Below are 26,344 nucleotides of genomic sequence, written 5' to 3'. Positions count from 1 at the left end.
GTTAAAATGCTGTGCTGCTTTTCGCACAGACATTTCATCTCGAATCATAATTTCTATGACTTTGTCTTTAAAATCTTTTGAATATCCCATATCTCTATTGTTCTATAGTTTTTAGGATTTGGCTATACCACTCAGCGCTAGATGACGAATATCAATATCACAGCCATTTGACCCATTTACCCCACCACAGCCGAGTTGCAAACTTTTGACATTGACGTTCAGATCCATGACGGCATCTAAACTGAGTTTGTAGAAACCAATATTTTCATCGACCATTTGTTGGTTGACTAAAACAGGATCGGTATAGGACATATTCATCAATGCAGCACCATTGATGGCAGATAATTCTTCATCGGCTAATCCCACCAAGCCTTCTGCTGCAAAAACAACGTCAGAAACACATAAGGTCAATGCCATTGCGACTATTGTTTTTTTCACGATTATTTAATCCTTTTTAATATTCGTCACTCATCCCGAGTGAAATTTATGAGAAGATTAAATCAATAGCGTTGGCGTAAATGAATAGCAATTTGGACACACATCACAACTATATTATACAAAATGCCAATTTCCACGAATTTTAGGCCAATAAAAACCCCAGTAACATTTCCATCACTAGGGTTTTCAAAGATTTATAAATGATAGTTCAAACGATTTATTTACAAATTAATTAACTTTATTTAACAACAGCCCCAGATATTCACCAAACCAAATGGCAGTTTCTAAATCACCCGCAGGTGGCGTGACTTCAACAGGCGCATTATCCGATTGTGTCATTAAACCTAAAAAGCTCGACATCCGATTTAAATCTGTTGTGCTTCGTCCAGTTGGCATCAATGGAAGACCGCTCCACAACATGCCGTGCTGCATGGCGAATAAATTGATTTGCTGCAATACTGCCAATTTATCTCCACTTAAGCCGCCACCATTGGTAAAACCAGCGGCTAACTTGCCTTGCCATGTCCGTGCTAACCAGCGTTTAGATGATTGCTCCATGAATAATTTCATTGCCGCACTCATACTGCCCATATAGGTTGGGCATCCAAAAACGATGGCATCTGCACTGTCCAATTCATCCCAATCCACATGCTCTACATTCATGAGATGGACTTTTACACCGGCTTTTTCTGCACCTTGTACAATGAAATTCGCCACTTTGGCAGTGTGCCCATAGGGACTGTGGTAAACAACAGCAAGAGATTTAGCAGTCAAAGACATAACATTTAAAAGTCGATAGATTCAGTCAAGTTTAGCATTTTCAAAGCATAAAGACGAATGTTGCCATACGTCCTGTTTTCGCTTCTCGGCGATAAGAAAAATATTCTTCAGCTTGCAAAAAGGTACATTGGTCGCCACCGGTTACAGCTTTAACCCCATGTAATGCAAGAATATAACGCGCTATCGCATAAAGATCAGCATAATATTTGCCTTCCTTTACACCAGCTTTAAATGCACTTTCAAGTTCTGGGTATTTGGAACAAAAGGCAGCTTTGACTTCTGCGCCAATTTCAAAACTCTCTTGGCAAATGGCTGCCCCCAACCAAGCCCATGTTGGCTGAGTGTGCATGGCTGCAATGGTGTTTTCCACAATACCATTTGCCAAGCCCTTCCAACCTGCATGCAGATTGGCAACTTCAGTCCCGTCAGCATTACCCAAAACCACGGGTAAGCAATCTGCGGTCATCATCATCAGGGCATGGTGTTTAGACTGCGTGACCATACCATCGCCTTCGGGTGCAACAAAGTTGATCTGTTCATCAATGCGATGGCATAGCGTACTGTGCGTTTGGTTCATCCAGCTGATTTTATTCACGCCATATTTAGCAAAGTCTTTGAGCAATTGCATCCGGTGCTTTTGCACACGCGCTGCATCATCTCCCACATGCAATGCCAGATTAAATCCTGCCAGTTCAGGTTGTTCAGCGGGTTGCGTCTGATCATGATGAACTCGAGTTTGTCCCACAAAAACACCCTGTGGAAGTCCCTGAACAAATTGCATGTTGCCGTCCTTTTCTATCTATGGCGTGTAAATCAGTTTAAAACTTAATAAGCTTTGTTTTCGCTACGTAAAACTTCAACCAATTGGTTAAAGTCTTCAGGCCATGGTGCTTCAAACATCATGTCTTCACCTGTACGTGGATGAACGAGACCCAATTTAACCGCATGTAAAGCCTGACGTTTAAAGCCACGTAAAGTATCATCTAATAACACCGACGCGCCTGCAGGCATACGTACACGTGGTACATACACTTGATCGCCCACAAGACCATGACCGATATAAGTAAAATGCACACGAATTTGATGGGTACGACCCGTTTCTAAACGTGCTTGAACGCGGGTAAAGTTTTGGAAACGTTCTTTCACATTATAGTGAGTCACCGCATCTTTACCGCCCGGCAAGACAGCCATTTTAATGCGATCGACAGGATGACGTTTAATTGGTTCATCGACTGTACCGCCGGCAATAATGTTGCCATATACAATCAAATCGTAAATACGGTAAACCGATTTCTTCGCCAATTGCTTACTTAAAGAAAATTGAGATTCGAGGTTTTTCGCCACAACCAACAGACCTGAAGTGTCTTTATCGATACGATGCACCAAACCTGCACGGGTCAACTCTGAAGATTTTGGGTAGTGATGCAAAATTGCATTCACTAACGTTCCACTACTATTACCTGCACCCGGATGTACTACCATACCGACAGGTTTATTAATCACCATAATATCGTCATCTTCATAGACAATATTGAGTGGAATATCTTCAGGTAAGCTACGTGTTTGTGCTTCTAACTCGACGTCTAAAGTCAGTAACTCTGTGCCTTCGCATTTGTACTTTGGTTTCACAGTGTTACCATTGACCAACAAATGGCCCTCTTTGAGCCACTGTTTTAGCTTTTCACGAGAAAAATCAGTCCAAACCAGTGCTGAAACCTGATCAATACGTTGTCCTAAATAGCTTTCATCCAATTGAAATTGCAACGATAAACGTGTTGCAGTTGAGTCTGAAGTATGGTTATCTGCATCCTCAGAATCTTCAAGTAAATTGAAATCAGTTTCAGGGAAATTAGAATTGGAAGATTGTGCTTGACTCATTTGCTCATTCAGACAAAAGTGGTTTAATAGTTCAATTGTAGCTCATTGCCCGTATTAACAGAGGAATTTTTATGTCGCTACCAAAATATAAAATGACAATGCTTGCTCTAACAATAGGCATTGCATCGGCAATGGTAGGCTGTAGCAGTAATCCAAAGAAAGAAGTGGTCGACACAGGTCCACAATCAAGCGAACAGATTTATATCGAAAAAGCACAAAAAGCGCTTGAACGTAACCAATATACAGATGCAGCAAAACACCTTGAAGCTCTAGAGACCTACTACCCTACAGGTAACTATGCGCAGCAAGCACAACTTGAACTATTGTATGTAAAGTTTCAGCAAAAAGACTATGAAGGTGCGATTGCACTTGCAGACCGTTTTATTCGTATGAACCCACAACATCCGCAAGTTGATTATGCGTACTACGTGCGTGGTGTTTCAAACATGGAGCAAAACTACAATGGTTTGCTTCGCTATACTTCTTTAAAGCAATCGCATCGTGATGTGAGCTATCTCAAAGTGGCTTATCAAAACTTTGTCGACTTTATCCGTCGCTACCCATCGAGCGAATATGCAGTCGATGCCGCACAACGTATGAAGTTCATCAGTCAAGAATTGGCTGAAAGCGAAATGAATGCGGCACGTTTTAATGTGAAGCGTAAAGCATGGTTAGCTGCTGTTGAACGTTCACTTTGGGTGATCGAACATTATCCGCAAGCGCCACAAGTTCCAGAAGCTCTAGCGACTGTAGCCTATGGTTATGACAAACTTGGTGATAAAACCACGTCTCAGCAATACATTGAAGTACTTAAACTGAACTATCCAAAACTTGTGAAGTCAGACGGTACGGTCAATATGCGTGCTGCACGTAGTGAAGGCAGCTTCCTTAACCGTGCAACTTTGGGTATTTTCGGTAAAGAAGCACAGACGATGTCTGAGCAAACCTCTACAGATGTAGTTAAAAATGATGAAGAAAAACGTAGTTTAACTAATCGTTTAAGCTTTGGCTTACTCGATCGTCCAAAAGATGAAAAAACACAATCGACCGAAGCAGCTGAATAATATAGTCGCAACGAAGGTCGATTTTTCACAAAGGGCAAGTTAGAATACTTGCCCTTTTATCTTTTCAGGATCTACAGATTCGGTTAGATTAAAAGGTATACAATAGTTCGATGGACGATGCTGTACTGCATCTCCACCTGAACTTACAGCATTGCTGATTTCAACATATTTCACGAACTGCCCAAATTCAATAGATAGACAGATAAAACAGCATGGCCATTCCTCAACATACAATTGATCAAATTTTAGATCGCACCGATATTGTCGATGTGATTGGTCAATTTGTGAAATTGAAAAAGACTGGACGCACCTACTCAGGATGCTGCCCATTCCATCAGGAAAAATCGCCATCTTTCCATGTCTATCGTGATAAACAATATTTTCACTGCTTTGGTTGTCAGGCCAATGGTAATGCCATCCGTTTTTTAATGGATATTGGTAGCCGTAACTTTATCGAAGTAATGAAGGATTTATCTAGCCAAACGGGTATTGAACTACCGAAAGACAATAACGATTCCAATAAACTCAAATATAAACGCGAATCTAAACCCAAACCTGTACAAAAACCTCCAATCCAAGCAAAAGCTCTGCCACCCAAAACAGGCGAAACCGACACAAATCCTGCTGCAGTAAATTTCGAACACGACCCATTTGCTGAGTTTCAAAATAGCGAAGAAGCCTTTTATGGGAGCGATCCGTTTGCTCACTTTGACCAAGTTGCCAATGCTTTTGAAGATGTGCCGCAAGATGGAAACTTATATGACTTGCTGGAAAATGTCGCACAGTTTTATGAACAACAACTTCCGCTCAGTCCAATTGGGCAAGCTTATTTTAAACAACGGGGTCTCAGTGCAGACACCATCGCCTATTGGCGCTTAGGCTATGCCCCTGAAGATTGGCAACATTTAGAAAAAGCCTTTCCACAAGATATCGAAGGACTCAAACTTCTCGGTTTGATTCGAACCAGTGACAGTGGTCGTGACTTTGACCTACTGCGCGAGCGGGTGATTTTCCCGATTCGAGATGCGAAAGGTCGTGTGGTCGGTTTTGGTGGTCGTGCCCTAAATGATGAAATCAAACCGAAATACATCAACTCTCCAGACTCTGAAGTTTTCCATAAAAACCAGTTACTTTATGGTTTATATGAAGGCCGTAAACAAAAAGCCCAAGACTGGTTAATGGTCGAAGGTTATATGGATGTCATTGCCCTTCAGCAATATGGCATTCATGGCGCTGTAGCAACTCTTGGGACAGCCAGTAATACAGAACATTTAAACATTTTATTTAAGCAAAATAGCCGTATTACCATTGCATTTGATGGTGATGCCGCGGGTCAAAAAGCAGCTCGTCGTACGCTTGAAATTGCCCTGCCATTACTGAATGATGGACGAGAACTTAAATTCTTTGTTTTGCCGAATGACCACGACCCAGATTCATTGATCCGTCGTGAAGGTATCGAAAATTTTCGACGGTTACTGCACACCTCACCGCTACTTTCTGAATTTGTTTTTGCACATTTAACGCAAAATCATAATGTTGCTTCGCCTGAAGGTAAAAGTCAGGTGATGGGTGAACTGAGACAACTGACTGAACTGTTACCGAAAGGTGGTTCATATCGTTATTTGCTACAACAATATTTCCGTGAAAAATTAGGGTTTAGCCGAAAGTGGCAGCCTCAAGTCAATAATGATGCGTCTCTGAGCTTTAGTACAAAAATTGATGCTGAAGAATATGTGATTGCGATTTTAATCAATCATCCTTATCTCTACATTCATTTTGAGCCTTTACGCGCCTTAGTTTCACAAGATCTCTTGCTTTATCACGTTTTAAATATTTTCAATGTGATTTTTGATGAATTGCCTGATGACCCAGAGTTATCGACCTATTATGTACTCGGTGCTTGCGCAGCACATCATCATGAATTACAACATATTTTAGAGCATGCCAATATCAGTGACTATACATCATCACCTGAACAAGCAGATAAACTCGCAGCAGATTTATCGACAAAATTGCAATATCAATTCTTACAACTCAAGATCAAGTCGAATAAGTTTTCTAGCCTTGCAGAAATGCGTAATTTAAAACAACGTATTTATGATATTGATAAAAAAAGATCGCTCACACTCCTTGAAGATTAAGTTTTAACTCATGTTACGACCGTAAAAAAATTACGCATTTTTAAAATGATTTTTAATTCTATTCGACGGAGTCCTGCCTCTAGGGATCGAATAAAGGGATTAGCCTTCGGCTGGAGGTACTTTTGTTTCGGCAAAAGTACCCAAAACCATTATCATCCGCAGAACTCGTTCACTAGCGTCAAATTATTGAAAATATCGCAAAAAACATTTTTGATTAGAAGTAGTCCTGTCTCAAACACTTGCGGATGACCTTACCGCGTATCGTTCTTTTATTTGAATCATATGGCGCTTATGATGTTACCTGCTTAACAACAGGTTTTAACTTCAAGTTCAAGCTGTGAACAACATACTATTCAATGAATCAGCTTATTTATTTCTTTGGTTTACGGCGATTTTCAGCAACATTAACTAAATCTTGTTCTAACATTTCAAAATAAGCAGGATCTTCCGCCATCGCAGCATTGCGCAGCACGATAGAAGTTGGATGCAGCAACTTTTGGGTTAAACGATGTGACATTTCTTGCATAATCTTCGCAGCATCTTCACCCTTTTGTAGACGATTCAGGGCTAAAGCCAGCTCTTCTTGACGTAATGACTCCCCATGTTCACGGTATGCATGAATTGTCGAGCCAGCCAAATTCACTTTTTGCTGTGTGATTAAATCTGTCGCAAGCTGATTGACCATCACTTCGGCTTCAACTGCCGCCTGACGACGCTGAGCCAAGTTTTCTTCTATGACTGTTTGCAGATCATCTACACCATATAAATAAACACCATCTAAACTTTCAACTTTGGCTTCAATATCACGGGGTACCGCCAAATCGACCAACAACATTTGTTTATAACGGCGTTTTTTCAATGCTGCTTTGACATCCGCAAAATAAATCACTTGATGCAAGCTTCCAGTACAACTTGAAATTACATCTGCGCGATGTAAATTGTCTGCCAAATCTGCAAAATCAATTATTTCAACTTCTACACGATGAGCAATCTCTTGGGATAAAGCTTCAGCACGGGCACGTGTACGGTTACAGATAATAATTCTACCCACACCCATTTCGGCCAAATGCTTCGCAACCAAGCTATTCATTTCACCAGCAGCAACAATCATGACCGTCAATTTTTCAGGTTGACTAAAGACCTGTAAAGCGAGCTGAGCAACAGCATAGCCCATCGATACCGCATGACTTCCGACTGCTGTTTCAGAACGCACTCGTTTTGCCGCATAAAAGGCATATTCAAAAATACGGTTTAAATTTGGGGAGACAGTTTCGGCATCTTTGGCTAATGACAAAGCCGTTTTAACTTGACCTAAGATTTGAGGCTCACCAAGCATGAGCGAATCCAAGCCGCTAGCCACACGCATGAGGTGTGTCACCGCCTGTGCATTTTCATAACGATACACATGATTTGACAATTGCTTTACATCGATACCATTTGATTGGGCGAGCCAATTCAATACCATGTCTGCATTTTCAGACATCGCATAGACTTCGGTACGATTACATGTAGACACCACCACCATGTCATTGAGTTCAGGCGTATGGCTTTGCTGTTCAAGCAGTGCAGTTAACTTTTCAGGGTTAAATGCAATCTGTTCACGCAGCTCTACAGAAGCGGTTTGATGGTTGACACCCAATGCAAAGAAAGACATATCAGATCATCATTTCGCTAAATTTATGCTATTGTGCAACATCGGTGTCATAAAAAGCATTACTTGGATCAAGAAAAATTGCGTCTAACAAATAGCCGACTGAACGGCCAGACAATAAAGCAGTATTCTACCACATTCTTACTTGTTGGTAGCATGGCTTCTACTGCCCCAATTCGGGCCGTGGGAGAAGTTTACCATGCAAATTCAGGATATGATGCAATTAAACAAAGTATGATTGCAGAATTTGCCTTAGCTTATAACGACATTCCAACCGCGCTTCATAATTACACCGTGCTTGCAATCAAAAGTAAATCCACCATGGTCAAACAGCGTGCTTTAAACGTTGCTATTGAGCAAAATGATTTACAAGCAGCCTTAGATATTGCTACACATTGGGTTGTGCAAGAACCTGAAGATGTACCAGCATTATTTTATTTATCACATATTGCTTTGAAAGCCCATGAATATGAGCTTGCCGCCGAAACACTTGATAAAATTTTAACCATTGACCCAAATGCAGATTTAGAACAAATTTTGGCGGGTATTTCCCCTGAATCAGAGGAAGATCGCGCTTATCTGATTCAAGCACTGACCGCTAGCAAGGAAAAAACCAACCCTTCTATTTTGGTCTTAGTCGCAGGTTTACAAGCTCAAAATGGTGCCTTTGCTGATGCCTTAGACACCATTAATTTAGCACTGAAAAAACGCCCGAAAGTGACTGGCTATATCCTAATGAAAGCCAATTTACTTATGTCGTTAGGCGATGAAGAAGAAACCTTAAAATGGTTCGAAAAATCCAGCCGTAAACACCGCAACAATATGGAAGTTCGCTTAGCAGAAGCAAAATATTTAATTAAAATCAATCAGTCAGAATTAGGTCTAGAAAAACTCGAAGATATACTAAAGAAATGGCCATCTGCTGAAGAACCGCTATTTATGGCAGGTTTGACCAGTATTGACTTAGAGCTTTATGAAAAAGCCGAAAAGTATTTGGTGGAGTTACGTTATTCGAGCAAATACCAAAATGAAGCGTATTACTATCTCGCAGTAAATGCTGAACGCAAACAGCATTATGAAACGGCAAAAGCCTATTATCGCCTTGTTGATGGCAGTCTTTATACAGTTTCACGGCGCAATATGATCAGCATTTTTAGCCAGCAAAATAAGCTGCATGATGCACTGCGCTTTTTAACCCAAGAGCGGGTTAATTATCCTCAACATGCCAGTTTCTTATATCTTGCTCAGGCAGATATTTTAAAACGCATGAACAATAAAAAAGCAGCAGTCCGTTTGCTTGATGAAGCGGTAAAAAACTTGCCCGAAGATCCTGAGCTCATTTATGCCGAAGTTCTTCTGCTCGACGCCCATCAAGATAAAGATAGACTCGACCAATTACTAAAACAATTACTTGAAATTGAACCCAATAGCCCGACCTATTTAAATGCATATGCCTATACCTTGGCGGTACAAAATAGACGCTTAGATGAAGCCCGAAAATACGTCGAACATGCCTTAGAATATGCTCCTGAGCAAGCCTCAATTTTAGATACGTTCGGTTATATTTGTTATTTGCAAAATGATTTTAGTACATCTGCATCTGTTTTGGCCAAAGCGTATGAACTGAGTAATAGTTTAAAAATTGGCATTCGCTATGCACGATCAGTCTTCATGCAAGGTGATATGAATAAATTTGACGCGTTGTTACAACAACTCCAACAAAAACATCCGAATGATCCGCAATTAGAGCAACTACATTCGTTATTGTTACCCCAACCCATGAAAAAGAGTTAGAAAGACTTTATGCAAGTATCTTCAAAATTTGGGGTATCTGCCCTGACCTGCTGCGCTTTATTTTTTACCGGTTGTCAGCAATATGTTAAAACACCCGATCAACCCAGCCCTGAAGAAGTCGCTGCAAATCAATTCAACTTACAAGGTAAGATTGGTGTGCGCACGCCACAACAGTCAGGAAGTGCTTTTTTTACTTGGGTTCAAGACCGCAATGAATATGACATCGAACTGAGTGGCATCTTGGGTGTTGGAAAAACTCAAATCAGCGGTAAACCCGGTCAAGTTCAGTTAAACAGTGCAAAAACCGGTTTAATTGAAGCAGAAACACCTGAAGAATTACTGGAACGTGCTACTGGTTGGCAAGCTCCCATTACCCACCTCGTCGACTGGGTACAGGCGCGCCCTGCAACCACACAAGCAAAAATTCAACGCGATACTGCACAGCGCCCACAACAGATTATTGAAGATGGTTGGACGGTTGACCTAAGCTATAACGAGACTGCGACGGTACCGAACAAGTTAATTTTAAAACAAGCACTTGAATCCGGTCAGGAAAACCGTATTACAATGGTGATTCAAAATCGTTAATTTGCCTAAAAGCTGAGCTATGACTTCTGTGATTCGTGTACCTTCTCCTGCAAAACTCAATTTGTTTTTGCACATTACTGGCCGACGTCCTAATGGATATCACGAATTGCAGACGATTTTTCAGCTCATCGATTTATCTGATTGGATGGAATTTCACCCACTTGCAAATTCTGCTGATGAAAATTTTATTCAAATTGAGGGCTTAAACAGCGTCAATCTAGAGCAAAATTTAATTTATCGTGCTGCTCAAATACTCAAACCGTTTGCTAAAGCACTGACTGCACAAAAAATCCACATCGAAAAAAATATTCCGATGGGTGCAGGGCTCGGTGGTGGTTCATCCAATGCAGCAACAACCCTTATTGTGCTCAATCAACTGTGGAAATGTGGTCTAAATACTGAACAACTAGCAGAACTCGGCTTACAACTTGGGGCAGATGTTCCCGTGTTTGTACATGGTTTAAATGCATGGGCTGAAGGCATCGGTGAACACTTAACATTCATAGATTTAGCTCAAAAACAGTACATTGTGCTGAAACCTGACTGTTTTATCAGCACTCAACTGCTTTTTTCACAAAAAACGTTGACAAGAGACTCAAAGCCCACTAAATTTTGCGGCTATCAGGAAACACCATCTGATTTTGGAAATAACTTTGAGCCTGTGGCACGAAGCTTATATCCCGAAGTCGATGAAGCAATGCAGTACTTAGATCAGTTCGGTGGAGCAAAGCTTACAGGTACAGGTGCTTGTGTATTTACTGAAGTGACTGAAAATATGAATATTGATGACATATTGAAAAATGCACCATGTAAATCTTACTTGGTTCGCAGTTTACAAGAATCACCATTACGTCATTTTGAAGTTTGATATAGGGGCGTCGCCAAGTGGTAAGGCACCGGGTTTTGATCTCGGCATCCGTTGGTTCGAATCCAGCCGCCCCTGCCATCATTTTTCACCTGTAGATGTAATTGCTGTAAAGTATTAGGGGCGTCGCCAAGTGGTAAGGCACCGGGTTTTGATCTCGGCATCCGTTGGTTCGAATCCAGCCGCCCCTGCCATTTACTTTATTCGCTATTTCATCAATTTAGGGGCGTCGCCAAGTGGTAAGGCACCGGGTTTTGATCTCGGCATCCGTTGGTTCGAATCCAGCCGCCCCTGCCATTAACTTCAAAAAAGACAGAGCATAATTTGCAGTATCTTTGTTGTTTCAACTTGACAAAATACCGCAAAAATATTAAAGTTCTGCCGCATTAGGGGCGTCGCCAAGTGGTAAGGCACCGGGTTTTGATCTCGGCATCCGTTGGTTCGAATCCAGCCGCCCCTGCCATCTAATTCCCTAATTTGCCAACCGCCAAGGGTGCTTCATGCCCAATCTTGTCGTTTTTAGTGGATCTGCACATCCACAATTCGCCCAAAAAGTCGTTAGCCACCTTCACATCCCTCTAGGTGCTGCATCTGTAGGTCAATTTTCTGACGGTGAAATCGCTGTCGAAATTACTGAAAATGTTCGTGGTAAAGACGTATTCATCGTACAACCAACTTGTGCCCCAACTAACGATAACCTTATGGAAATCTTAGTTATGGCTGATGCTTTGCGTCGTGCAAGTGCTGGTCGTATCACTGCTGTCATTCCTTACTTTGGTTATGCTCGTCAAGATCGTCGTCCACGTTCAAGCCGTGTGCCAATTACAGCAAAAGTTGTTGCAGATATGCTCACAACTGTTGGTATTGACCGCGTTGTCATGATCGACCTTCATGCTGACCAAATCCAAGGTTTCTTCGATATTCCTGTAGACAACATCTACGGTACTCCTGCGCTTTTAGCAGATCTTCGTCAACAGTCACACGACAACTTAATGGTTGTTTCTCCTGACGTTGGTGGTGTAGTACGTGCGCGTGCTGTTGCTAAGCAAATGGGTGATATCGATCTTGCGATCATCGACAAACGCCGTCAAAAAGCGAATGAATCTCAAGTAATGCACTTGATCGGTGACGTTAAAGGCCGTGACTGTGTCATCGTTGATGATATGGTGGATACAGCAGGTACATTGTGTAAAGCTGCTGACGCACTAAAAACTTTTGGTGCTCGCAAAGTTGTTGCTTACGCAACTCACCCAGTACTTTCTGGTAAAGCTTTAGAAAACTTGAAAAACTCTGTGATTGACGAATTGGTTGTAACAGACACCATTCCGCTTTCAGAAGAAGCTCAAGCTCTTGGTAAGATTCGCCAAGTTTCAGTTGCAAGTATGGTTGCTGAAACAATTCGTCGTATTAACAACGAAGAATCTATTAGCGCAATGTTCGATTCTTATCTATAATATAGCGCTAAATTTAAAAGCCCTGCCTTTTGGTGGGGCTTTCTATCACTAGACTGGTCGAAGGTCTAGTCAATTAAACTTAAATAGGAATGTCTATCATGGCAAACTTCGTATTAAATGCAGTAGCACGTGAAGAAGCAGTACAAGGGAAAGGTTCGAGCCGCCGCCTTCGTCTTCAAAATAAAGTACCAGCAATCATCTACGGTGGTGCAGCTGAACCTGTAGCAGTTACTTTAGAACTTCGCGAACTTGTTAAAGCTTTAGAAAACAACGCTTTCTTTGAAGAAATTGTTGAAATCAACATCGACGGTAAAGCTGAAAGCGTTAAAATCCAAGCTTTACAACGTCACCCAGCTAAAAACACTCCTATGCACGCTGATTTCAAACGCGCATAAGTGTTAAATGGTGTAAATGAGTGAGTAAACTTTCACTGATTGTTGGTTTGGGTAACCCAGGTTCTGAGTATGCCCAAACCCGCCATAATGCAGGCTTCTGGTTTGTAGAACGCCTTGCAGAACAATATGGCATCCAACTCAAAGCTGATCCTAAATATAAAGGCATCAGTGGTCGTGGTAATATCGAAGGTCAAGACGTTCGTCTGCTGTTACCTACAACCTTTATGAACCTCTCTGGTCAAAGTGTTGTTCCCTTCGCCAAATTCTATCAAATTGCTCCTGAAGCAATGCTTATCGCACATGATGAACTTGATATGAACCCTGGTGTCATTCGCCTGAAAACTGGCGGTGGTCATGGTGGTCATAATGGTTTACGCGATATCGTCCCGCATATTGGTCCAAATTTCCATCGTTTACGTATTGGTATTGGTCATCCTGGTTCTAAAGAACGTGTCTCAGGCCATGTCTTAGGTAAAGCACCAAGTAGTGAACAAGGCTTAATAGATGATGCTATTGCACATGCCTTATCACGTACTAAATTGTTGGTAAGTGGTGAGATTCAGCAAGCCATGAACCAGATCAACGCTTACAAATAGAACTGACAATTCCACAAATTGTTGAACAATACTTATTGCCATCTGAATGATTTCAGAGCAAAATGCGCTTGCATTTGACTGCTCACCCAGCATTCAAGAGATTGTTCCACCATAAGATACGATCTTAGGTCTACCAAGGAGACGCTAGCCATGCTATCTCGTTTATTAAAAGCTAAAATCCACCGTTGCGTCGTTACACAAGCAGAATTACATTATGAAGGTTCTTGTGCAATTGACGGTATTCTTCTAGATTTAGCCGGTATCCGTGAATATGAAGAAATTCATATGTGGAACGTGACTAATGGTAAGCGTTTTACCACTTATGCCATTCGTGGTGAAGAAGGTTCTGGCATTATCTCTGTAAATGGCGGTGCTGCTCACCAAGCAGATATTGGCGACTTGTTGATTATCGCAACTTTTGGTGATTTCACAGAAGCTGAAGCAAATGCACATAAGCCACGCTTAGTCTATGCGAACCCAAACAACACGGTGAACCACACAGCGAACTGTATTCCAGTTCAAGTCGCTTAATTCAAGCATTTAAAGATTCTAAAAAGCCCGCAAAATTTGCGGGCTTTTTTATGGCTGAACTATGCATTATTGACTGCAAAAATTCAGTATTAGACGCATATCACTACATACAACTCAACAGCTCAACTTATCTCCCCTGCTCTCGGGCCCTTCCACCATGCTTGGTTTTGTTTACAATCAAAGGGCTGTAAATGCTCTCCGACCAAACCCACCAACAAAGGCTGACCATTTTCTTGTACCTTTAGCTCTGCATATTGCGCATCGCGATAGCACGACTCCAAGCCTTCAGCAAATAAAAAGCTGCTCGCAGCGGGATATAAACCCTCAAATCTATTGTCAGGATTTTTGAGCACCAGTTTTGTGGATGAGCTTGGATACTGCGCTAACAACTCTGGGTTGAAACTGGTTCGAATCACCCTACGCTGTGCATCAAGCTGCACATAACTCACAATACTTTTTTGATCGACAAAATAGTCACGGTGTACATTTTCTTCTGTGTTCGCTTTGGCAGCCTGCCCATTGGCAGATTGCTCTTTTGATGGCTGACCACCAAAATAGAGCTGATAATTCAGGGCCATATAATCTCCTTGAATCAAAGAGCGCGGATCGACAGGCTGCAGCTTTACATAAATACTCTGACTGTTTGCCAGATGCCATTCATGACGTGCAATCATCAGTACGAATATAAAAATACTGAGTACAGCCAAACCAACAGGAAGCATTTTTTTATTGAGTATGTTCATCACACATCTCCCCCTTGTTTAAGCTGTATCGCAGATAACATCTTGGTAATGCCAAGCAGCAAAAGGCCAGAGATCAAAATCGTTAAACTTTTCAATAAAAAACTCAGACCCAAATTGTAGTACAGCATCCATAAGCTAAAAATGATCAACACGATGCAAAGGGCTTTAACCAAAGATTGCTGATAGACCTGCGCCCATGCCAATAAAACCAATAACAAGAAAATTCCAAAATAGCCCATCGCAATCAGCACAAGGCCCAATAGCAGTAACGGCCATTTTTCGCTCCCCACCTGTTTTTGCTGATTTGCGATGTAAAGGCCAAGCCAAACCACAGGCAGCAGGTAACCGACACACAGGTCAAGAACGCCATGTTGGGTCTGTTCAAACTGTAGAACGTTATTTGATAGCGTCTGCAACACCACAACCGCCAATACGATGCATAACATCCACAACACAATGCTTTTTCGATACATCGTGTGCAACCAAGCTGTTGCACTCCCGAGCAAGAAAATCAGTAGAATATAATTCAATCCAATCACAGCTAAGATGACATGTTCATCGCTTATAAAAAGATCGGCATCAAATAGTGTGGCCACTGCAAGGCCATATCCTGCAATGAGTTGAATAAAAACAATAAACCAATGCATTCGACTAAACAAACAGAGCAAGATAACGCCAATTTGCAACACTAAAATAAACGAAATGCTATTGGTTAAGCTCTCTGTATGAATGAAGACCGCAGATTGGCCACATACCCATAAGCAGTAAGCAAATTGGCGACTAAAGACAATTTTAGCACTTCGAATCAGCCACCAAGCCACAGCCACAAAAACTAAGCCCATGACGATTGAAAACGCCTTCCAATAGGTCAGCAATAAGCTCGATAAAATAATGCCTGCGAACCATGCCCCAATCGCTAAAGGAATAACTGCAAATTTAGTCTGTGGCAGAAATTTCATCAGTGCCCAACTGATCACCGCAAACCAAGCAAATATCAGCAAGGCAAAAACCAACAATCCTGCACTCGAGTCAGATAAAATATGTTCTGCCCATTGGAAAATCAAAATACTGAAACTCGCGGCGAGACCTGCAGCTTGTAAACTGGTTTCTAATGCACGATGTTGTCGATAAAAATAGATAATCAGATAAATTGGAAGCAACAATGCAAAAATTAAATATTGCCATTGATACTGCTCTGCCCCATTTCCGCAGTATAAAAACATGCAATACATCGACATTAGTGTAATAAATGCAACAAATACAAAGCGCAGTGCAGCATAATATTTCAAACACAAGGTCACACATATTGCGGTCAATACATTCATGCAGAGTAAATACCACCATGAATGATCAACGATTAAATAGCTTTGTTTAAAATATAAAAATAATGCCAATTGACTGATCAAACACAGTAACGCAAAGACTCCAATATTCGGTCGAGATAACCAAGGTAAAAGCAGCAAAGCCCAGACCAAAAATAACAGATAACTGTCTGCTCCTGTTTGATAGACCTGCCCAATCACAGCTAAACTTAATCCGAGCAACAAAGCACTTAAAGCATCTAAGCTTTGCTGAATCCAAGCATGCCTTACAAAATATACACTCGTCACAGCACTCAGTACCAACAGCAACATTGGAATTGCCAATTGAATAAATTTGGGTAACATCAGCCAGTTTGCCGCGATCAAATACACGAAACTGGCTGCTATCAGTGCAACACCGATCACTTGCAGATACCGAATGACCTGTACATCTTGGAACAGATCTGTTGAAAACTCTTGATCTAACTGTGAACGATGCAGCTTTATATTCTGCTGCTGAGAATGCTGAGGAAGCGTCATTTTTTATCATTATGCAATCATGGTTGATTTATCGGCACGATAGCATGCTTTGGCACACTTTATAAAAATGCTTACAAATCCAATCTTATAACTTTACTTATCTAAAATTTTGCAAATGATTCTACGCAATAATTCCCCATCACCACACAAACAGGTCTATACTCAAGACACATCGCTTCAGGGCGGGGTGAAACTCCCCACCGGTGGTAAATTTGCTGGGTTGAACGCCCTGCAAAAAGCCCACGAGCCAATCGTTTAAACGCGATTCGCAGATCAGGTGCAATGCCTGAGCCGACGGTATAGTCCGGATGAAAGAAGACGACGTCACATCTCTATATCATTGATCATTTTCAATATATATCGTAACGCCACTATTTCACATGTCCTGAAATGTTCAACCGTATCTAAAATTTACGCGAGCGTTTCAATGTCTAGTTTAATTCAACCCGAAATTTTCTTTTCTGCCCTTCCACCTGCAGAACAGCGCATGCTGCAAGCCTTAGAAGACATTCGTCATGGCAAGCCTGTTTTAGTCATGGACGATTTTGACCGTGAAAATGAAGCCGACCTGATTGTTGCTGCAGAAACACTCACTGTAGAAACCATGGCACGTATGATTCGTGACGGTTCAGGGATTGTCTGCCTGTGTTTAACCGATGCTCAGGCTAATCATTTAGAACTTCCACCCATGGTGTCTGATAACTCTAGCCATTTTAAAACTGCCTTTACCGTAACCATTGAAGCTGCGGAAGGTGTTACTACTGGAGTTTCTGCAAAAGACCGAACAACTACAGTCAAAGCCGCAATTAAAGATGGTGCTGTTGCTGCTGACTTAAACCGTCCGGGTCATGTTTTTCCTTTACGTGCGCGTGAAGGCGGCGTATTGACCCGTCGCGGACATACTGAAGGGACTATTGATTTGGCACGTCTGGCCGGTTTAAAACCTGCAGGTGTTTTGTGTGAATTAACCAACCTAGACGGCACAATGGCGAATGGCGTACAAGTTTTAGCGTATGCACAAACCCATCATTTGACTGTACTCACCATTGAAGAAATTGTGCAATATCGTTTACAGCACAATCTCTAGTGCGAATAAATTAAAGCTCTACACGTTCATAAAAAAGGCTGATTGAATCAGCCTTTTTTATTTTTTACTGTACATTTCAAGTTAAGAATTAAGCCGTGAATGTGCTATAGATGCCATAGATGGCAACCACCACTAAAATCAACCCACACAGGGCCAACAATTTTTTATACCAACGTGATTTCGACAATCGATGAAAAGATAAATACACCAAAGACAAGGTCGCAAAATCTAAAACGATCCAACTCAGGGCCAACACAATTAAACTCAGATCAAGATGAGGAGTAATTCCTACAAACTGCGGAAAAAATGAAGCAAAGAAAATAATATCCTTAGGATTTGAAATCCCCACGATCAGTCCTTGCTTAAAGCCCCCTTGTGCTGCTTTTAACTGCAGAGATTGCTCAGTGGGCTGTGTCATCACTTCTTTTAAAATATCAAACCCAATATAAGCAATATATATACAACCCAGTATTTTAATGCCATCGAGCCAGTGCGCATTCACATTTAAAATGCCTTTTAAAATACACACCGACAGTACGATCAAAATCAGTGAAGCAAAATTCGTCCCGACAATGGTTTGAAATGCCTTTTTATAGCCGCCTTGTAAGCCTGCACTTGCGACCAACAGCATGACAGGTCCAGGCGTTGCAATCATCACGATGACGGCCACACAATATAAAAAGTACTCCGAATAATTCACGCTGAGATTCCTTCACTTATTTTTTAGATCACGATAAATTTCATACATAAAAAAAGAGGACTTAGTCCTCTTCATCCATGTTTTGCAATAAATGCAAGCGAATGGCATCTGCTCTTAAGAATGCCAAATCATAGCTGGCTGTGGCGAGTGCCAAAACGCGACGCTCAAATTCATCCCACAACGGTCGTACCTGTTTGTAATGTATCCCGAGTCCACTGTCATCTGTGAAATGACGGTTTTTTTCGCAGAGCTTGAGTGCGTGATACAGTTTTCGGCCTTTGCTTGCATCTGGACGTAAGCGAACTCGCTTAGACAAAACAAAGCCTTCGACATGGACGATATCTGCTTGCGGCAACATCGGTATTAAAATTTGATCTAACTGCGCATCTAAACGACACCAAATGGCAGTGTGTTGCTCTGCTGTATAGGTATTCCATTTTATGACTTCATGGTTAAAGCGGCGGCAACCACGACAGACTGAATCACCAAATACCGTAGAACAACGCCCTGCACATGGGGTCAACGAGGCAATTCGACGATCAGTACTCAAAACCGGCTCCATTCAATCAATATTTATGGGATAAAAACAACTCGGCATGACTATACACGCTAAAACTGCTGAAATGAAGCCATGATCAAATGTGTGGCTAAAAGCCACCACATTACTCGCTTATTCATCCAAATCACGGTAGAATGTGCGCCTTAATTTTTATCCTGTTTATTCATTTGGAGTACTCCATGAACGCTACTGTAGAACAGCTTGCACCTGTAGAACAGCAAGCGACCTCTGGTTGGGTTGTTGCCGCACTTTATCAATTCAAAGAAGTTCAAGATCCTGCCGATCTTCAACAACGTCTTTTAGACTTGGTAAAAACCATCAACCTTTGCGGTACTCTAATTGTGGCAGGTGAAGGTATTAACGGTACTGTTGCCGGTGACCGTAAATCTGTAGATATCATCCATCAGTTCCTTCTCAATGAAGGCTTCAATGCGATGGAATACAAAGAATCGCATAGTACGGATAAACCATTCCGTAAAATGAAGATCAAACTGAAAAAAGAAATCGTGACTTTAGGTGTGGAAGTGAAACCACGTGATTTAGTCGGTCACTATCTTGATCCTAAAGAATGGAATGAACTAATTACACGTGATGACGTAATCCTAATTGATACACGTAACGACTATGAGTACAAAGCAGGTACATTTAAGGGTGCGATTGACCCGAAAACTGAGACTTTCCGTGAATTCCCTGAATACGTGAAAAAAGAGCTTGAGCAGCATAAAGATAAGAAAATTGCCATGTTCTGTACAGGCGGTATTCGCTGTGAAAAATCAACCTCACTTTTACTTCAAGAAGGCTTTAATGAGGTTTATCACCTTAAAGGCGGTATCTTAAAATATTTAGAAGAAACCCCTGCTTCCGACAGCATGTGGGAAGGTGAATGTTTCGTATTTGACGGTCGTACTGCTGTCACTCACGGTATGGAAGAAGGCGAAAATATCAAATGTCACGCATGCGGTTGGCCACTGGCTCCTGCTGAAGTTGAACTTCCGAGCTACGAACACGGCGTATCATGCAAATACTGTATCGACAAAACTACTGAACAGCAAAAAGCAGGCTTCCGTATGCGTCAATCACAAATTGTGGCAGCAAAACGTAAGCGTCTCTAAGGAAAATTTGTTGTAACGATATATAAATAAAAGCCCTATTTTTAGGGCTTTTTTTACGCATTCTCAACAGTGACTTAATTTTTTTGACAAAATAACTATATCTGGTTATTTACGAGAATCAGTTCGCGCATTTATGCTTATTCTGATCAATTGATCCGAGAAAATCATTATAGATAATTGAAAAGGAAAGCATTATGCCAAAATTAATCAACTCTCCAATTGCAACCTCAAGGCACCTTGTTTTACCCGCTCCCCGTGTAAAAGAAAGTGTAGGAGAATTAAAACACCTCCTTAACCAACAGTCGCATATTTTGATAGTCAGTATTGCTACATGCATTGGTGCAATTTTTGCCTTATTTATTGCTTATACATTGCACTTACAACCCACTATGCTCAACATTCTTGGACTTTGTGTGATTCCATTTGCTTTATCTCTGAGCTTACGCCAAGTCTATATTCACACACTGTTAAATATGGAACATGATGATTAATTTATGCACCTTGCAACGCTACTTATTGCAACTTTGTCCTACGCTGTTCAGTACATAAAACGATTTTTAAGGCTGCTAAAGCGCCAAAAATCAAAAATAAAATCCAAACTGAACAGCGTACACTCAATACTATAAAAACTATGATCCAAGCCTTTCAATTCTTCAATCTTATATCATTCAGCATTGCTTAATGCCATCACGCATTAATACATTTTCCTTCTCATTAAGCCTACATGCTACTTAATACAAGATGAACTCAATATTTATTGTTTTTGCTTAGGTGATTTCAGGAATATCTAAAACGGAACTTTACCCACTGCGCTTTTCAACATAGGATAAATACACCTTTTCTCTGCCTTAGCTACCATGACTTTAACTGAATGGATCATTTCAATCATGGAACAATTGGGTTATCTCGGTATTGCCCTACTCATGTTCCTTGACAATGTCTTCCCCCCAATCCCCTCAGAAATCATCATGCCCTCGGCTGGCTATTCTGCCTCCCAAGGTCAACTACTGCTCATTGGTGTCATTATTTCAGGTTGTGTCGGCTCTTTACTGGCGGCTGCATTGCTATATTGGATTGGTTATAAATTTAAGCATGAATCCATCTTTCACTTCGTCGATCGCTATGGAAAGTATTTATTTATCAAATCGGCAGATGTAAAAAAATCTCTAGCATGGTTTGAGCAATACGGTCACCGCATTGTATTTTTTGGCCGGATGATTCCAGCTGTGCGTTCTCTCATTAGTATTCCTGCGGGAATGAGCCGCATGCCATTTTGGAAGTTCATGTTTTATAGTGGTTTAGGCACGATTATTTGGACCACCTTTTTAGCCTGTGTAGGCTTTTATTTAGGTGAAAACCAGCAGTTAATGCAGCAAATATTTAGTAAAGTTGGACATGTGATTATTCTGATCACAGTCATCATTATTGCTTGGATTTTGTATCGCCGACATCAACGTCGACATCGTTAATTTTTTGTTTTTGGGGCTTTCATGAAACACTATCTCCTGCACTTTGCTGCTGTTTATAGCATTGCCTTGGTGCTTTTGATTACCGTATTAATCTTTGGATTAAATCTTGGCGGTATCACCTTAATTCCTACATTGGTGGCATGTGCATTCATTAGTGTTGGGCATTTTGTAAAGAAAGAACAACGTGTGCCGAGCAACCATGAAAAGATCCAACTGGTTTGGGGCTCGAGTGCTGTTGCAATCATCATTGGTAGTTTTTTTGTGCTGTTCTTGGTGCTGATGAATCCCAATGCCGAAAGCATTATGAAGTCTGTAGATAATGCAGGCATCGGATTAACTGCTGTGGTTATGCTTTGTTTGGTCGCCATTCATGGCACGATATTTCATATTGCCTACGGTTGGTATGCAGACTACTGCGCTAAAAAATTATAAATTTTTTTAACTTATTCCGTTAGAATTTGAATCAATACCCTTCACTGAAACTTAAAATTCAGTGAAGAAACTTCGGGCAAGCTATACTCGCTCTTTATAAAACGAAAACATGAACATTAAATAAAACATGAACATTAAATAATGAAAAAATACATCATCACATTTAGCATTGCTTATGCCCTCGCCATGGTCGCTGTCGCAGCCATCGAGTCTTTCTTTGATTTACCCGGTGGTTCATCTATTACCTGTCTCATTGTGGGCGGTTTTGCTGCGGCATCTAGCTTTGTCAAAGACCATCAGCGAGTGCCAGATAAGTCTGAAAAGAGAACTTTGATTTGGAGCTGTATTTTAGCTTCCGTACTGATTAGTGTCGTCGCGACCGTCATTTGTCTGTTGATCTTCCCAGAAACCCAAGCCTTTATTCAAATGGTGCTAACGCAATTACCCGCTTGGGTCTGGCTGCTTGCTATCAGCTTTACGCTACTGATCCATTATCTTGTGTTGGCTTTATCTTTTGGATGGATGGCGAAAAGCTTTTTAAAAGCCAAACGCAGTTAAGCATTAAGATTGATTTTGAATTAAAAAAGTACGGCGCTAAAAAAAGCACCCCAAGGTGCTTTTTTTAAATTTCGTCGAAATTAATTTGGTGTGTGATACATCAAATATAATTCGTTCAAATTGGTTGGGATTTCTTCTGCAAGTTCATCCATCAACTGACCATTGCGACGGAAAGATTCCATTTGTGGATCTTCTTCATCAATGCCGCTGAACACCATGATTGGCAAAGTTAAATCAACCAATTGTTCTTCAAACTCGTCGGTGAACCATGCATCTTCGTTTAGGAACATAGCATCAACGAAGCCAACACTCCAGTCACCAAGACTTGATTCAACATCGGCTTCTTCAATTTCAAATGGAAATTCAATACCATCTTCATTGGCAAGATTCTGACGAATCGATTCGAGCCATGCTTTTACTTGCGCAATAATTTCAGCAGGTACTTTTTTCTGATTGTTATCAAAAAGTTCGTCTAGCCATTTATCAAAAGCTGGGCCTACTGCAATTGCACACAAAAAACCATGAGTCGCTGCAAAATCTAGACCATGCTCGTTGTCATCGCCGTCTAGATAGTCACTCAAAAGGTCTAAATCTAAAGCACTCATTTCAAATCCAGAGTTAGAAACTTAATGCGTAAGCATAGCATTTTCAAGCGCTATGCTGAATCGCTATTTAGTCTTCTTCGTCATCAAAATCATCGTCATCGTCGATGTCGTAATCAAAATCTTTAAGCTCACGTTCAAGACGGCGCTGAGCCAGAAGGTCATCAATAAGTCGGCGCTTTTCTAACGATTCTTTCGCGCTAGTTTTTGCACTGGCCTCATCGAAATTCACATCATCATCACCGTAGTTATCATCTAGTTCAAAATCTGTAGAAGACACCAAAACTACCTCATAATGAAAAAAATTGAAGGGGTCTAGCCGCTATTTATATGGGATATAAAATATTGTCAAGTTTTATTTGTTTTTTTAACATCTAAACTTTAAAAATAGGGCTTTTTTTCTTACCAAAACCTGTGGCATGATATAATCCACCCTGCGTCCTTCATTTTTATGACAGTCACAGTTGACCCATAAAATAATCGATGCATGGGATGAACTTGAAAACAACAATTTCAGCCCCACCTAAATTACTGAATTTAAATTTTTAATATCTCATTGGACAGCTTGATGCTGTACCGTCCTAATGGGATAAACCAGCTATTCACAAGATTTAATGAGACGATCGTGCTAAAATGCACGGTTTTTTACTGCCACAGATTCAACGAAGAGTAAGCAAAGATGAGCGATATGACTTCCCCTACTTCTCAAGTAGCGGCTCTGATTAGCCGAGGCAAAGAGCAAGGTTACCTAACTTTCGCCGAGGTTAACGATCATCTCCCGGACTCAATCACTGAAAGTGAACAGATTGAAGACATCATTCAGATGTTGAATGACGTGGGTATTCCGGTACATGATCGTGCACCAGAAACTGACGATACAATGTTTGAAGGTGGCAGCGAAGCGACTGACGAAGTTGCTGAAGAAGAAGCCGCTGCTGTACTTGCATCTGTTGAAAATGAACCCGGTCGTACCACTGACCCTGTGCGTATGTATATGCGCGAAATGGGTACAGTTGAGCTTTTGACACGTGAAGGCGAAATTAGCATTGCAAAACGCATCGAAGAAGGTATTCGTGACGTTTTACATTCTATTGCTTATTGGCCAAATGCAGTCGAAGTTGTATTACAAGAATATAAAGATTATGAAGCGGGTGAACGCCGTTTAGCTGATATTCTTTCTGGTTATTTAGATCCAGAATCTGACGAAGCCATCCCAGAAGTGATCGATGAAGATGATTCTGAGATCGATGAAGATGAAGCGTCAACCAACAAGCCAACTAAAGATGTCAAACTTGATGATGACGATGAAGAAGAAGAGTCTGAAGGTGATGATGATTCTGAAGGCGAATCTGGTCCAGATCCTGAAATTGCTAAAGCACGTTTCACTGAGCTTGAACAAGCATGGTTAGTCACTAAAGCTGCAATTGAAAAACATGGGCGTAACAGTAAAGAAGCTGCTGCTGCACTTGAAGCACTTGCAACTGTGTTCATGATGTTCAAATTCACGCCACGTTTATTCGACATCATCTCTGATTTGATTCGTAATACCCATGACCAAATCCGTACTTCTGAACGTGAAGTTATGCGCTATGCAGTACGTCGTGGTCGTATGGACCGTACTCAATTCCGTACGTCTTTCCCAGGTCAAGAATCTAACTTTGCTTGGTTAGATGAACAAATTGCTAAAGCACCTGCAGAAATGAAAGGCTATCTTGAAAAAGTCCGCCCTGACGTTCTGGCATTCCAACAAAAAATCGCTGACATCGAGAAAGAACTTGGTTTAGATGTTAAAGGCATCAAAGACATTTCTAAACGTATGTCGATTGGTGAAGCGAAAGCTCGCCGTGCGAAAAAGGAAATGGTTGAAGCTAACTTACGTTTGGTAATTTCGATTGCGAAAAAATACACCAACCGTGGTTTGCAATTCCTCGACTTGATCCAAGAAGGTAACATTGGTTTGATGAAAGCGGTGGATAAATTCGAGTATCGTCGTGGTTATAAATTCTCTACTTATGCAACTTGGTGGATTCGTCAGGCGATTACGCGTTCGATTGCCGACCAAGCACGTACTATTCGTATTCCAGTACACATGATCGAAACCATTAACAAGATCAACCGTGTATCTCGCCAACTTCTTCAAGAAATGGGTCGTGAACCGACACCTGAAGAATTAGGTGAACGTCTAGAAATGGACGAAGTGAAAGTTCGTAAAGTGCTTAAAATCGCGAAAGAACCGATTTCAATGGAAACACCAATTGGTGATGATGAAGATTCCCATCTTGGTGACTTCATTGAAGACGGCAACATCACCTCTCCGATTGATGCTGCAACGTCTGAAGGCTTAAAAGAAGCAACACGTGAAGTTCTTGAAAACTTGACTGAACGTGAAGCAAAAGTCTTGAAAATGCGTTTTGGTATCGATATGCCAACAGACCATACTCTGGAAGAAGTGGGTAAACAGTTTGACGTAACACGTGAACGTATTCGTCAGATTGAAGCGAAAGCTTTACGTAAACTTCGCCATCCATCACGTTCAGAGCATTTGCGTTCATTCCTTGAGAATGACTAACCTATAACTAGGACAATGCAGGCTTGAATATGGGGTTTTCCACCCCATATTATGAGCATGTAGCAAATGATTCCAAATACCTGCTCATTGCAGGTATTTTTAAATAATGAGGTGTCCCATGACTGATATGACTAATCGCGCTCCTTCACGTGAATTGCAAGAGCATCTTTGGGTCTTCCCTATGGACTACCCAATTAAATTGATTGGTAATGCAGGTGAAGAACTTCGCCTAGCAGTGAATGAAATTTTTGTTAAACATTTTCCTGATTTTGATGGCAGCAAAATGACGGTGACGCCATCTCGCACAGGTAAATATCATTCAATTACTGCTCAATTACGTTTTGAAGAGTTAGAACAAGTACATGCGGTCTATGCGGATTTAGCAGCTTGTAAACACATTCGTACTGCGCTGTAATTCTGTTGATGCAATTAAAAAAAGCACGCTTTAGAGCGTGTTTTTTTATGTCTAAATACAATAGTGATCCCCTCAAGTATTC

At 41.1% G+C, this 26,344-nt stretch carries 28 protein-coding genes, 4 tRNA genes and 1 riboswitch; of the genes, 21 read left to right on the top strand and 11 right to left on the bottom strand.

Features of this window, described 5'->3' with window-relative positions; genetic code table 11:
* Window positions 1–111 precede the first annotated feature (111 nt).
* The 4 genes from FTT88_RS10775 to rluD all read right to left on the bottom strand — a co-directional run bounded on the left by FTT88_RS10775 (window position 112) and on the right by rluD (window position 3,096).
* Window positions 112–438 (bottom strand): hypothetical protein, encoded by a 327-nt coding sequence (locus FTT88_RS10775; RefSeq protein ID WP_180005457.1) that lies wholly within the window; start codon window positions 436–438, stop codon window positions 112–114.
* Window positions 439–666: 228 nt separating this feature from the next.
* Window positions 667–1,218, bottom strand: a complete 552-nt coding sequence (locus FTT88_RS10770) for a flavodoxin family protein (RefSeq protein ID WP_078192171.1) — start codon at window positions 1,216–1,218, stop codon at window positions 667–669.
* Window positions 1,219–1,258: 40 nt separating this feature from the next.
* Window positions 1,259–1,999, bottom strand: a complete 741-nt coding sequence (gene pgeF / locus FTT88_RS10765; RefSeq protein WP_180005456.1) for a peptidoglycan editing factor PgeF — start codon at window positions 1,997–1,999, stop codon at window positions 1,259–1,261.
* Window positions 2,000–2,043: 44 nt separating this feature from the next.
* On the bottom strand, window positions 2,044–3,096 hold the full coding sequence (rluD, locus tag FTT88_RS10760; RefSeq protein ID WP_180005455.1) for a 23S rRNA pseudouridine(1911/1915/1917) synthase RluD: 1,053 nt from the start codon (window positions 3,094–3,096) through the stop codon (window positions 2,044–2,046).
* Between the two features lie 71 nt (window positions 3,097–3,167).
* Here rluD and FTT88_RS10755 point away from each other — a divergent pair, with 71 nt between their 5' ends.
* Both FTT88_RS10755 and FTT88_RS10750 read left to right on the top strand, forming a co-directional pair.
* Window positions 3,168–4,160 (top strand): outer membrane protein assembly factor BamD, encoded by a 993-nt coding sequence (locus tag FTT88_RS10755; RefSeq protein WP_180005454.1) that lies wholly within the window; start codon window positions 3,168–3,170, stop codon window positions 4,158–4,160.
* A 212-nt stretch (window positions 4,161–4,372) separates the two neighbouring features.
* The gene (locus tag FTT88_RS10750) at window positions 4,373–6,301 is read left to right on the top strand and encodes a DNA primase (protein WP_180005453.1); all 1,929 of its coding nucleotides are present in this window, start codon (window positions 4,373–4,375) and stop codon (window positions 6,299–6,301) included.
* 370 nt (window positions 6,302–6,671) lie between these two features.
* On the opposite strand, the gene hemA is transcribed toward FTT88_RS10750, so the two are convergent.
* Window positions 6,672–7,955, bottom strand: coding sequence for a glutamyl-tRNA reductase (gene hemA / locus FTT88_RS10745; RefSeq protein WP_180005452.1), 1,284 nt, complete (start codon window positions 7,953–7,955; stop codon window positions 6,672–6,674).
* Between the two features lie 78 nt (window positions 7,956–8,033).
* Here hemA and FTT88_RS10740 point away from each other — a divergent pair, with 78 nt between their 5' ends.
* The 11 genes from FTT88_RS10740 to panD all read left to right on the top strand — a co-directional run bounded on the left by FTT88_RS10740 (window position 8,034) and on the right by panD (window position 14,175).
* Window positions 8,034–9,746, top strand: coding sequence for a hypothetical protein (locus FTT88_RS10740; protein WP_180005451.1), 1,713 nt, complete (start codon window positions 8,034–8,036; stop codon window positions 9,744–9,746).
* A gap of 9 nt (window positions 9,747–9,755) precedes the next feature.
* Complete coding sequence (gene lolB / locus FTT88_RS10735) at window positions 9,756–10,334, top strand: lipoprotein insertase outer membrane protein LolB (RefSeq protein WP_180005450.1); 579 nt, start codon at window positions 9,756–9,758, stop codon at window positions 10,332–10,334.
* Window positions 10,335–10,362: 28 nt separating this feature from the next.
* Window positions 10,363–11,202, top strand: coding sequence for a 4-(cytidine 5'-diphospho)-2-C-methyl-D-erythritol kinase (gene ispE, locus FTT88_RS10730; RefSeq protein WP_180005458.1), 840 nt, complete (start codon window positions 10,363–10,365; stop codon window positions 11,200–11,202).
* A 3-nt stretch (window positions 11,203–11,205) separates the two neighbouring features.
* Window positions 11,206–11,280, top strand: a tRNA-Gln gene (locus tag FTT88_RS10725).
* A gap of 38 nt (window positions 11,281–11,318) precedes the next feature.
* Window positions 11,319–11,393, top strand: a tRNA-Gln gene (locus FTT88_RS10720).
* A gap of 28 nt (window positions 11,394–11,421) precedes the next feature.
* Window positions 11,422–11,496: transfer RNA gene (locus FTT88_RS10715), tRNA-Gln, on the top strand.
* A 91-nt stretch (window positions 11,497–11,587) separates the two neighbouring features.
* Window positions 11,588–11,662, top strand: a tRNA-Gln gene (locus FTT88_RS10710).
* Window positions 11,663–11,699: 37 nt separating this feature from the next.
* Entirely contained in the window at window positions 11,700–12,653 is a 954-nt protein-coding gene (locus tag FTT88_RS10705; protein WP_078191360.1) for a ribose-phosphate pyrophosphokinase, read from the top strand.
* 98 nt (window positions 12,654–12,751) lie between these two features.
* Complete coding sequence (rplY, locus tag FTT88_RS10700; RefSeq protein ID WP_180005449.1) at window positions 12,752–13,048, top strand: 50S ribosomal protein L25; 297 nt, start codon at window positions 12,752–12,754, stop codon at window positions 13,046–13,048.
* Window positions 13,049–13,068: 20 nt separating this feature from the next.
* Window positions 13,069–13,644: an aminoacyl-tRNA hydrolase gene (pth, locus tag FTT88_RS10695; RefSeq protein ID WP_180005448.1), complete on the top strand. Its 576-nt coding sequence runs from the start codon at window positions 13,069–13,071 to the stop codon at window positions 13,642–13,644.
* Window positions 13,645–13,794: 150 nt separating this feature from the next.
* Window positions 13,795–14,175, top strand: coding sequence for an aspartate 1-decarboxylase (panD, locus tag FTT88_RS10690; protein WP_078191363.1), 381 nt, complete (start codon window positions 13,795–13,797; stop codon window positions 14,173–14,175).
* Between the two features lie 122 nt (window positions 14,176–14,297).
* Here the strand turns inward: panD and FTT88_RS10685 are convergent, their stop codons facing one another.
* Together FTT88_RS10685 and FTT88_RS10680 are read right to left on the bottom strand one after the other, a co-directional pair.
* Window positions 14,298–14,918: a GDYXXLXY domain-containing protein gene (locus FTT88_RS10685; RefSeq protein WP_180005447.1), complete on the bottom strand. Its 621-nt coding sequence runs from the start codon at window positions 14,916–14,918 to the stop codon at window positions 14,298–14,300.
* Window positions 14,918–16,759 carry a DUF2157 domain-containing protein gene (locus FTT88_RS10680; protein ID WP_180005446.1) on the bottom strand — a complete coding sequence of 614 codons (1,842 nt, stop codon included), beginning with the start codon at window positions 16,757–16,759 and terminating at the stop codon, window positions 14,918–14,920. The genes FTT88_RS10685 and FTT88_RS10680 overlap by 1 nt, the downstream gene beginning before the upstream one ends.
* Before the next feature lie 170 nt (window positions 16,760–16,929).
* Window positions 16,930–17,083: riboswitch (FMN riboswitch) on the top strand.
* Window positions 17,084–17,186: 103 nt separating this feature from the next.
* Between FTT88_RS10680 and ribB the strand changes: the two genes are divergently transcribed.
* Window positions 17,187–17,846 (top strand): 3,4-dihydroxy-2-butanone-4-phosphate synthase, encoded by a 660-nt coding sequence (gene ribB / locus FTT88_RS10675; protein WP_180005445.1) that lies wholly within the window; start codon window positions 17,187–17,189, stop codon window positions 17,844–17,846.
* Window positions 17,847–17,934: 88 nt separating this feature from the next.
* Here ribB and FTT88_RS10670 read toward each other — a convergent pair whose 3' ends face one another.
* Window positions 17,935–18,546 (bottom strand): LysE family translocator, encoded by a 612-nt coding sequence (locus FTT88_RS10670; protein WP_180005053.1) that lies wholly within the window; start codon window positions 18,544–18,546, stop codon window positions 17,935–17,937.
* 61 nt (window positions 18,547–18,607) lie between these two features.
* Entirely contained in the window at window positions 18,608–19,096 is a 489-nt protein-coding gene (locus FTT88_RS10665) for a DUF1289 domain-containing protein (protein WP_078191447.1), read from the bottom strand.
* A gap of 188 nt (window positions 19,097–19,284) precedes the next feature.
* Between FTT88_RS10665 and FTT88_RS10660 the strand changes: the two genes are divergently transcribed.
* The 5 genes from FTT88_RS10660 to FTT88_RS10640 all read left to right on the top strand — a co-directional run bounded on the left by FTT88_RS10660 (window position 19,285) and on the right by FTT88_RS10640 (window position 22,676).
* Window positions 19,285–20,217, top strand: a complete 933-nt coding sequence (locus FTT88_RS10660; RefSeq protein ID WP_180005054.1) for a rhodanese-related sulfurtransferase — start codon at window positions 19,285–19,287, stop codon at window positions 20,215–20,217.
* Between the two features lie 194 nt (window positions 20,218–20,411).
* Complete coding sequence (locus FTT88_RS10655; protein ID WP_180005055.1) at window positions 20,412–20,708, top strand: hypothetical protein; 297 nt, start codon at window positions 20,412–20,414, stop codon at window positions 20,706–20,708.
* Between the two features lie 366 nt (window positions 20,709–21,074).
* Entirely contained in the window at window positions 21,075–21,686 is a 612-nt protein-coding gene (locus FTT88_RS10650; protein WP_180005056.1) for a DedA family protein, read from the top strand.
* 21 nt (window positions 21,687–21,707) lie between these two features.
* Window positions 21,708–22,118, top strand: coding sequence for an ABZJ_00895 family protein (locus FTT88_RS10645; RefSeq protein ID WP_180005057.1), 411 nt, complete (start codon window positions 21,708–21,710; stop codon window positions 22,116–22,118).
* 141 nt (window positions 22,119–22,259) lie between these two features.
* Window positions 22,260–22,676, top strand: coding sequence for an ABZJ_00895 family protein (locus FTT88_RS10640; RefSeq protein WP_180005058.1), 417 nt, complete (start codon window positions 22,260–22,262; stop codon window positions 22,674–22,676).
* A gap of 80 nt (window positions 22,677–22,756) precedes the next feature.
* On the opposite strand, the gene FTT88_RS10635 is transcribed toward FTT88_RS10640, so the two are convergent.
* The gene (locus FTT88_RS10635; RefSeq protein ID WP_078191372.1) at window positions 22,757–23,281 is read right to left on the bottom strand and encodes a YecA family protein; all 525 of its coding nucleotides are present in this window, start codon (window positions 23,279–23,281) and stop codon (window positions 22,757–22,759) included.
* 67 nt (window positions 23,282–23,348) lie between these two features.
* Window positions 23,349–23,558, bottom strand: a complete 210-nt coding sequence (locus FTT88_RS10630; RefSeq protein WP_078191373.1) for a PA3496 family putative envelope integrity protein — start codon at window positions 23,556–23,558, stop codon at window positions 23,349–23,351.
* A gap of 399 nt (window positions 23,559–23,957) precedes the next feature.
* On the opposite strand from FTT88_RS10630, the gene rpoD reads away from it, so the two are divergent.
* A complete protein-coding gene (rpoD, locus tag FTT88_RS10625) occupies window positions 23,958–25,847 on the top strand; it encodes an RNA polymerase sigma factor RpoD (RefSeq protein WP_078192191.1) in 1,890 nt (629 codons plus the stop codon).
* A gap of 127 nt (window positions 25,848–25,974) precedes the next feature.
* Window positions 25,975–26,262, top strand: a complete 288-nt coding sequence (locus FTT88_RS10620; protein ID WP_078191448.1) for a YbeD family protein — start codon at window positions 25,975–25,977, stop codon at window positions 26,260–26,262.
* The last annotated feature ends 82 nt before the right edge of the window (window positions 26,263–26,344 follow it).

Origin of the sequence: Acinetobacter sp. YH01024, assembly GCF_013420195.1 — a bacterium.
GTDB classification, from domain to species: domain Bacteria; phylum Pseudomonadota; class Gammaproteobacteria; order Pseudomonadales; family Moraxellaceae; genus Acinetobacter; species Acinetobacter amyesii.
This window is presented reverse-complemented; position numbering and strand designations above follow the sequence as displayed.

Excerpts from the sequence above, each read along its gene's own strand:
- FTT88_RS10770 (WP_078192171.1), bottom strand. The coding sequence starts at position 1,218 with ATGTCTTTGACTGCTAAATCTCTTGCTGTTGTTTACCACAGTCCCTAT.
- pgeF (WP_180005456.1), bottom strand. The coding sequence starts at position 1,999 with ATGCAATTTGTTCAGGGACTTCCACAGGGTGTTTTTGTGGGACAAACT.
- rluD (WP_180005455.1), bottom strand. The coding sequence starts at position 3,096 with ATGAGTCAAGCACAATCTTCCAATTCTAATTTCCCTGAAACTGATTTC.
- FTT88_RS10755 (WP_180005454.1), top strand. The coding sequence starts at position 3,168 with ATGTCGCTACCAAAATATAAAATGACAATGCTTGCTCTAACAATAGGC.
- FTT88_RS10750 (WP_180005453.1), top strand. The coding sequence starts at position 4,373 with ATGGCCATTCCTCAACATACAATTGATCAAATTTTAGATCGCACCGAT.
- hemA (WP_180005452.1), bottom strand. The coding sequence starts at position 7,955 with ATGTCTTTCTTTGCATTGGGTGTCAACCATCAAACCGCTTCTGTAGAG.
- lolB (WP_180005450.1), top strand. The coding sequence starts at position 9,756 with ATGCAAGTATCTTCAAAATTTGGGGTATCTGCCCTGACCTGCTGCGCT.
- FTT88_RS10705 (WP_078191360.1), top strand. The coding sequence starts at position 11,700 with ATGCCCAATCTTGTCGTTTTTAGTGGATCTGCACATCCACAATTCGCC.
- rplY (WP_180005449.1), top strand. The coding sequence starts at position 12,752 with ATGGCAAACTTCGTATTAAATGCAGTAGCACGTGAAGAAGCAGTACAA.
- panD (WP_078191363.1), top strand. The coding sequence starts at position 13,795 with ATGCTATCTCGTTTATTAAAAGCTAAAATCCACCGTTGCGTCGTTACA.
- FTT88_RS10685 (WP_180005447.1), bottom strand. The coding sequence starts at position 14,918 with ATGAACATACTCAATAAAAAAATGCTTCCTGTTGGTTTGGCTGTACTC.
- FTT88_RS10680 (WP_180005446.1), bottom strand. The coding sequence starts at position 16,759 with ATGACGCTTCCTCAGCATTCTCAGCAGCAGAATATAAAGCTGCATCGT.
- ribB (WP_180005445.1), top strand. The coding sequence starts at position 17,187 with ATGTCTAGTTTAATTCAACCCGAAATTTTCTTTTCTGCCCTTCCACCT.
- FTT88_RS10660 (WP_180005054.1), top strand. The coding sequence starts at position 19,285 with ATGAACGCTACTGTAGAACAGCTTGCACCTGTAGAACAGCAAGCGACC.
- FTT88_RS10655 (WP_180005055.1), top strand. The coding sequence starts at position 20,412 with ATGCCAAAATTAATCAACTCTCCAATTGCAACCTCAAGGCACCTTGTT.
- FTT88_RS10650 (WP_180005056.1), top strand. The coding sequence starts at position 21,075 with ATGACTTTAACTGAATGGATCATTTCAATCATGGAACAATTGGGTTAT.
- FTT88_RS10645 (WP_180005057.1), top strand. The coding sequence starts at position 21,708 with ATGAAACACTATCTCCTGCACTTTGCTGCTGTTTATAGCATTGCCTTG.
- FTT88_RS10640 (WP_180005058.1), top strand. The coding sequence starts at position 22,260 with ATGAAAAAATACATCATCACATTTAGCATTGCTTATGCCCTCGCCATG.
- FTT88_RS10635 (WP_078191372.1), bottom strand. The coding sequence starts at position 23,281 with ATGAGTGCTTTAGATTTAGACCTTTTGAGTGACTATCTAGACGGCGAT.
- rpoD (WP_078192191.1), top strand. The coding sequence starts at position 23,958 with ATGAGCGATATGACTTCCCCTACTTCTCAAGTAGCGGCTCTGATTAGC.
- FTT88_RS10620 (WP_078191448.1), top strand. The coding sequence starts at position 25,975 with ATGACTAATCGCGCTCCTTCACGTGAATTGCAAGAGCATCTTTGGGTC.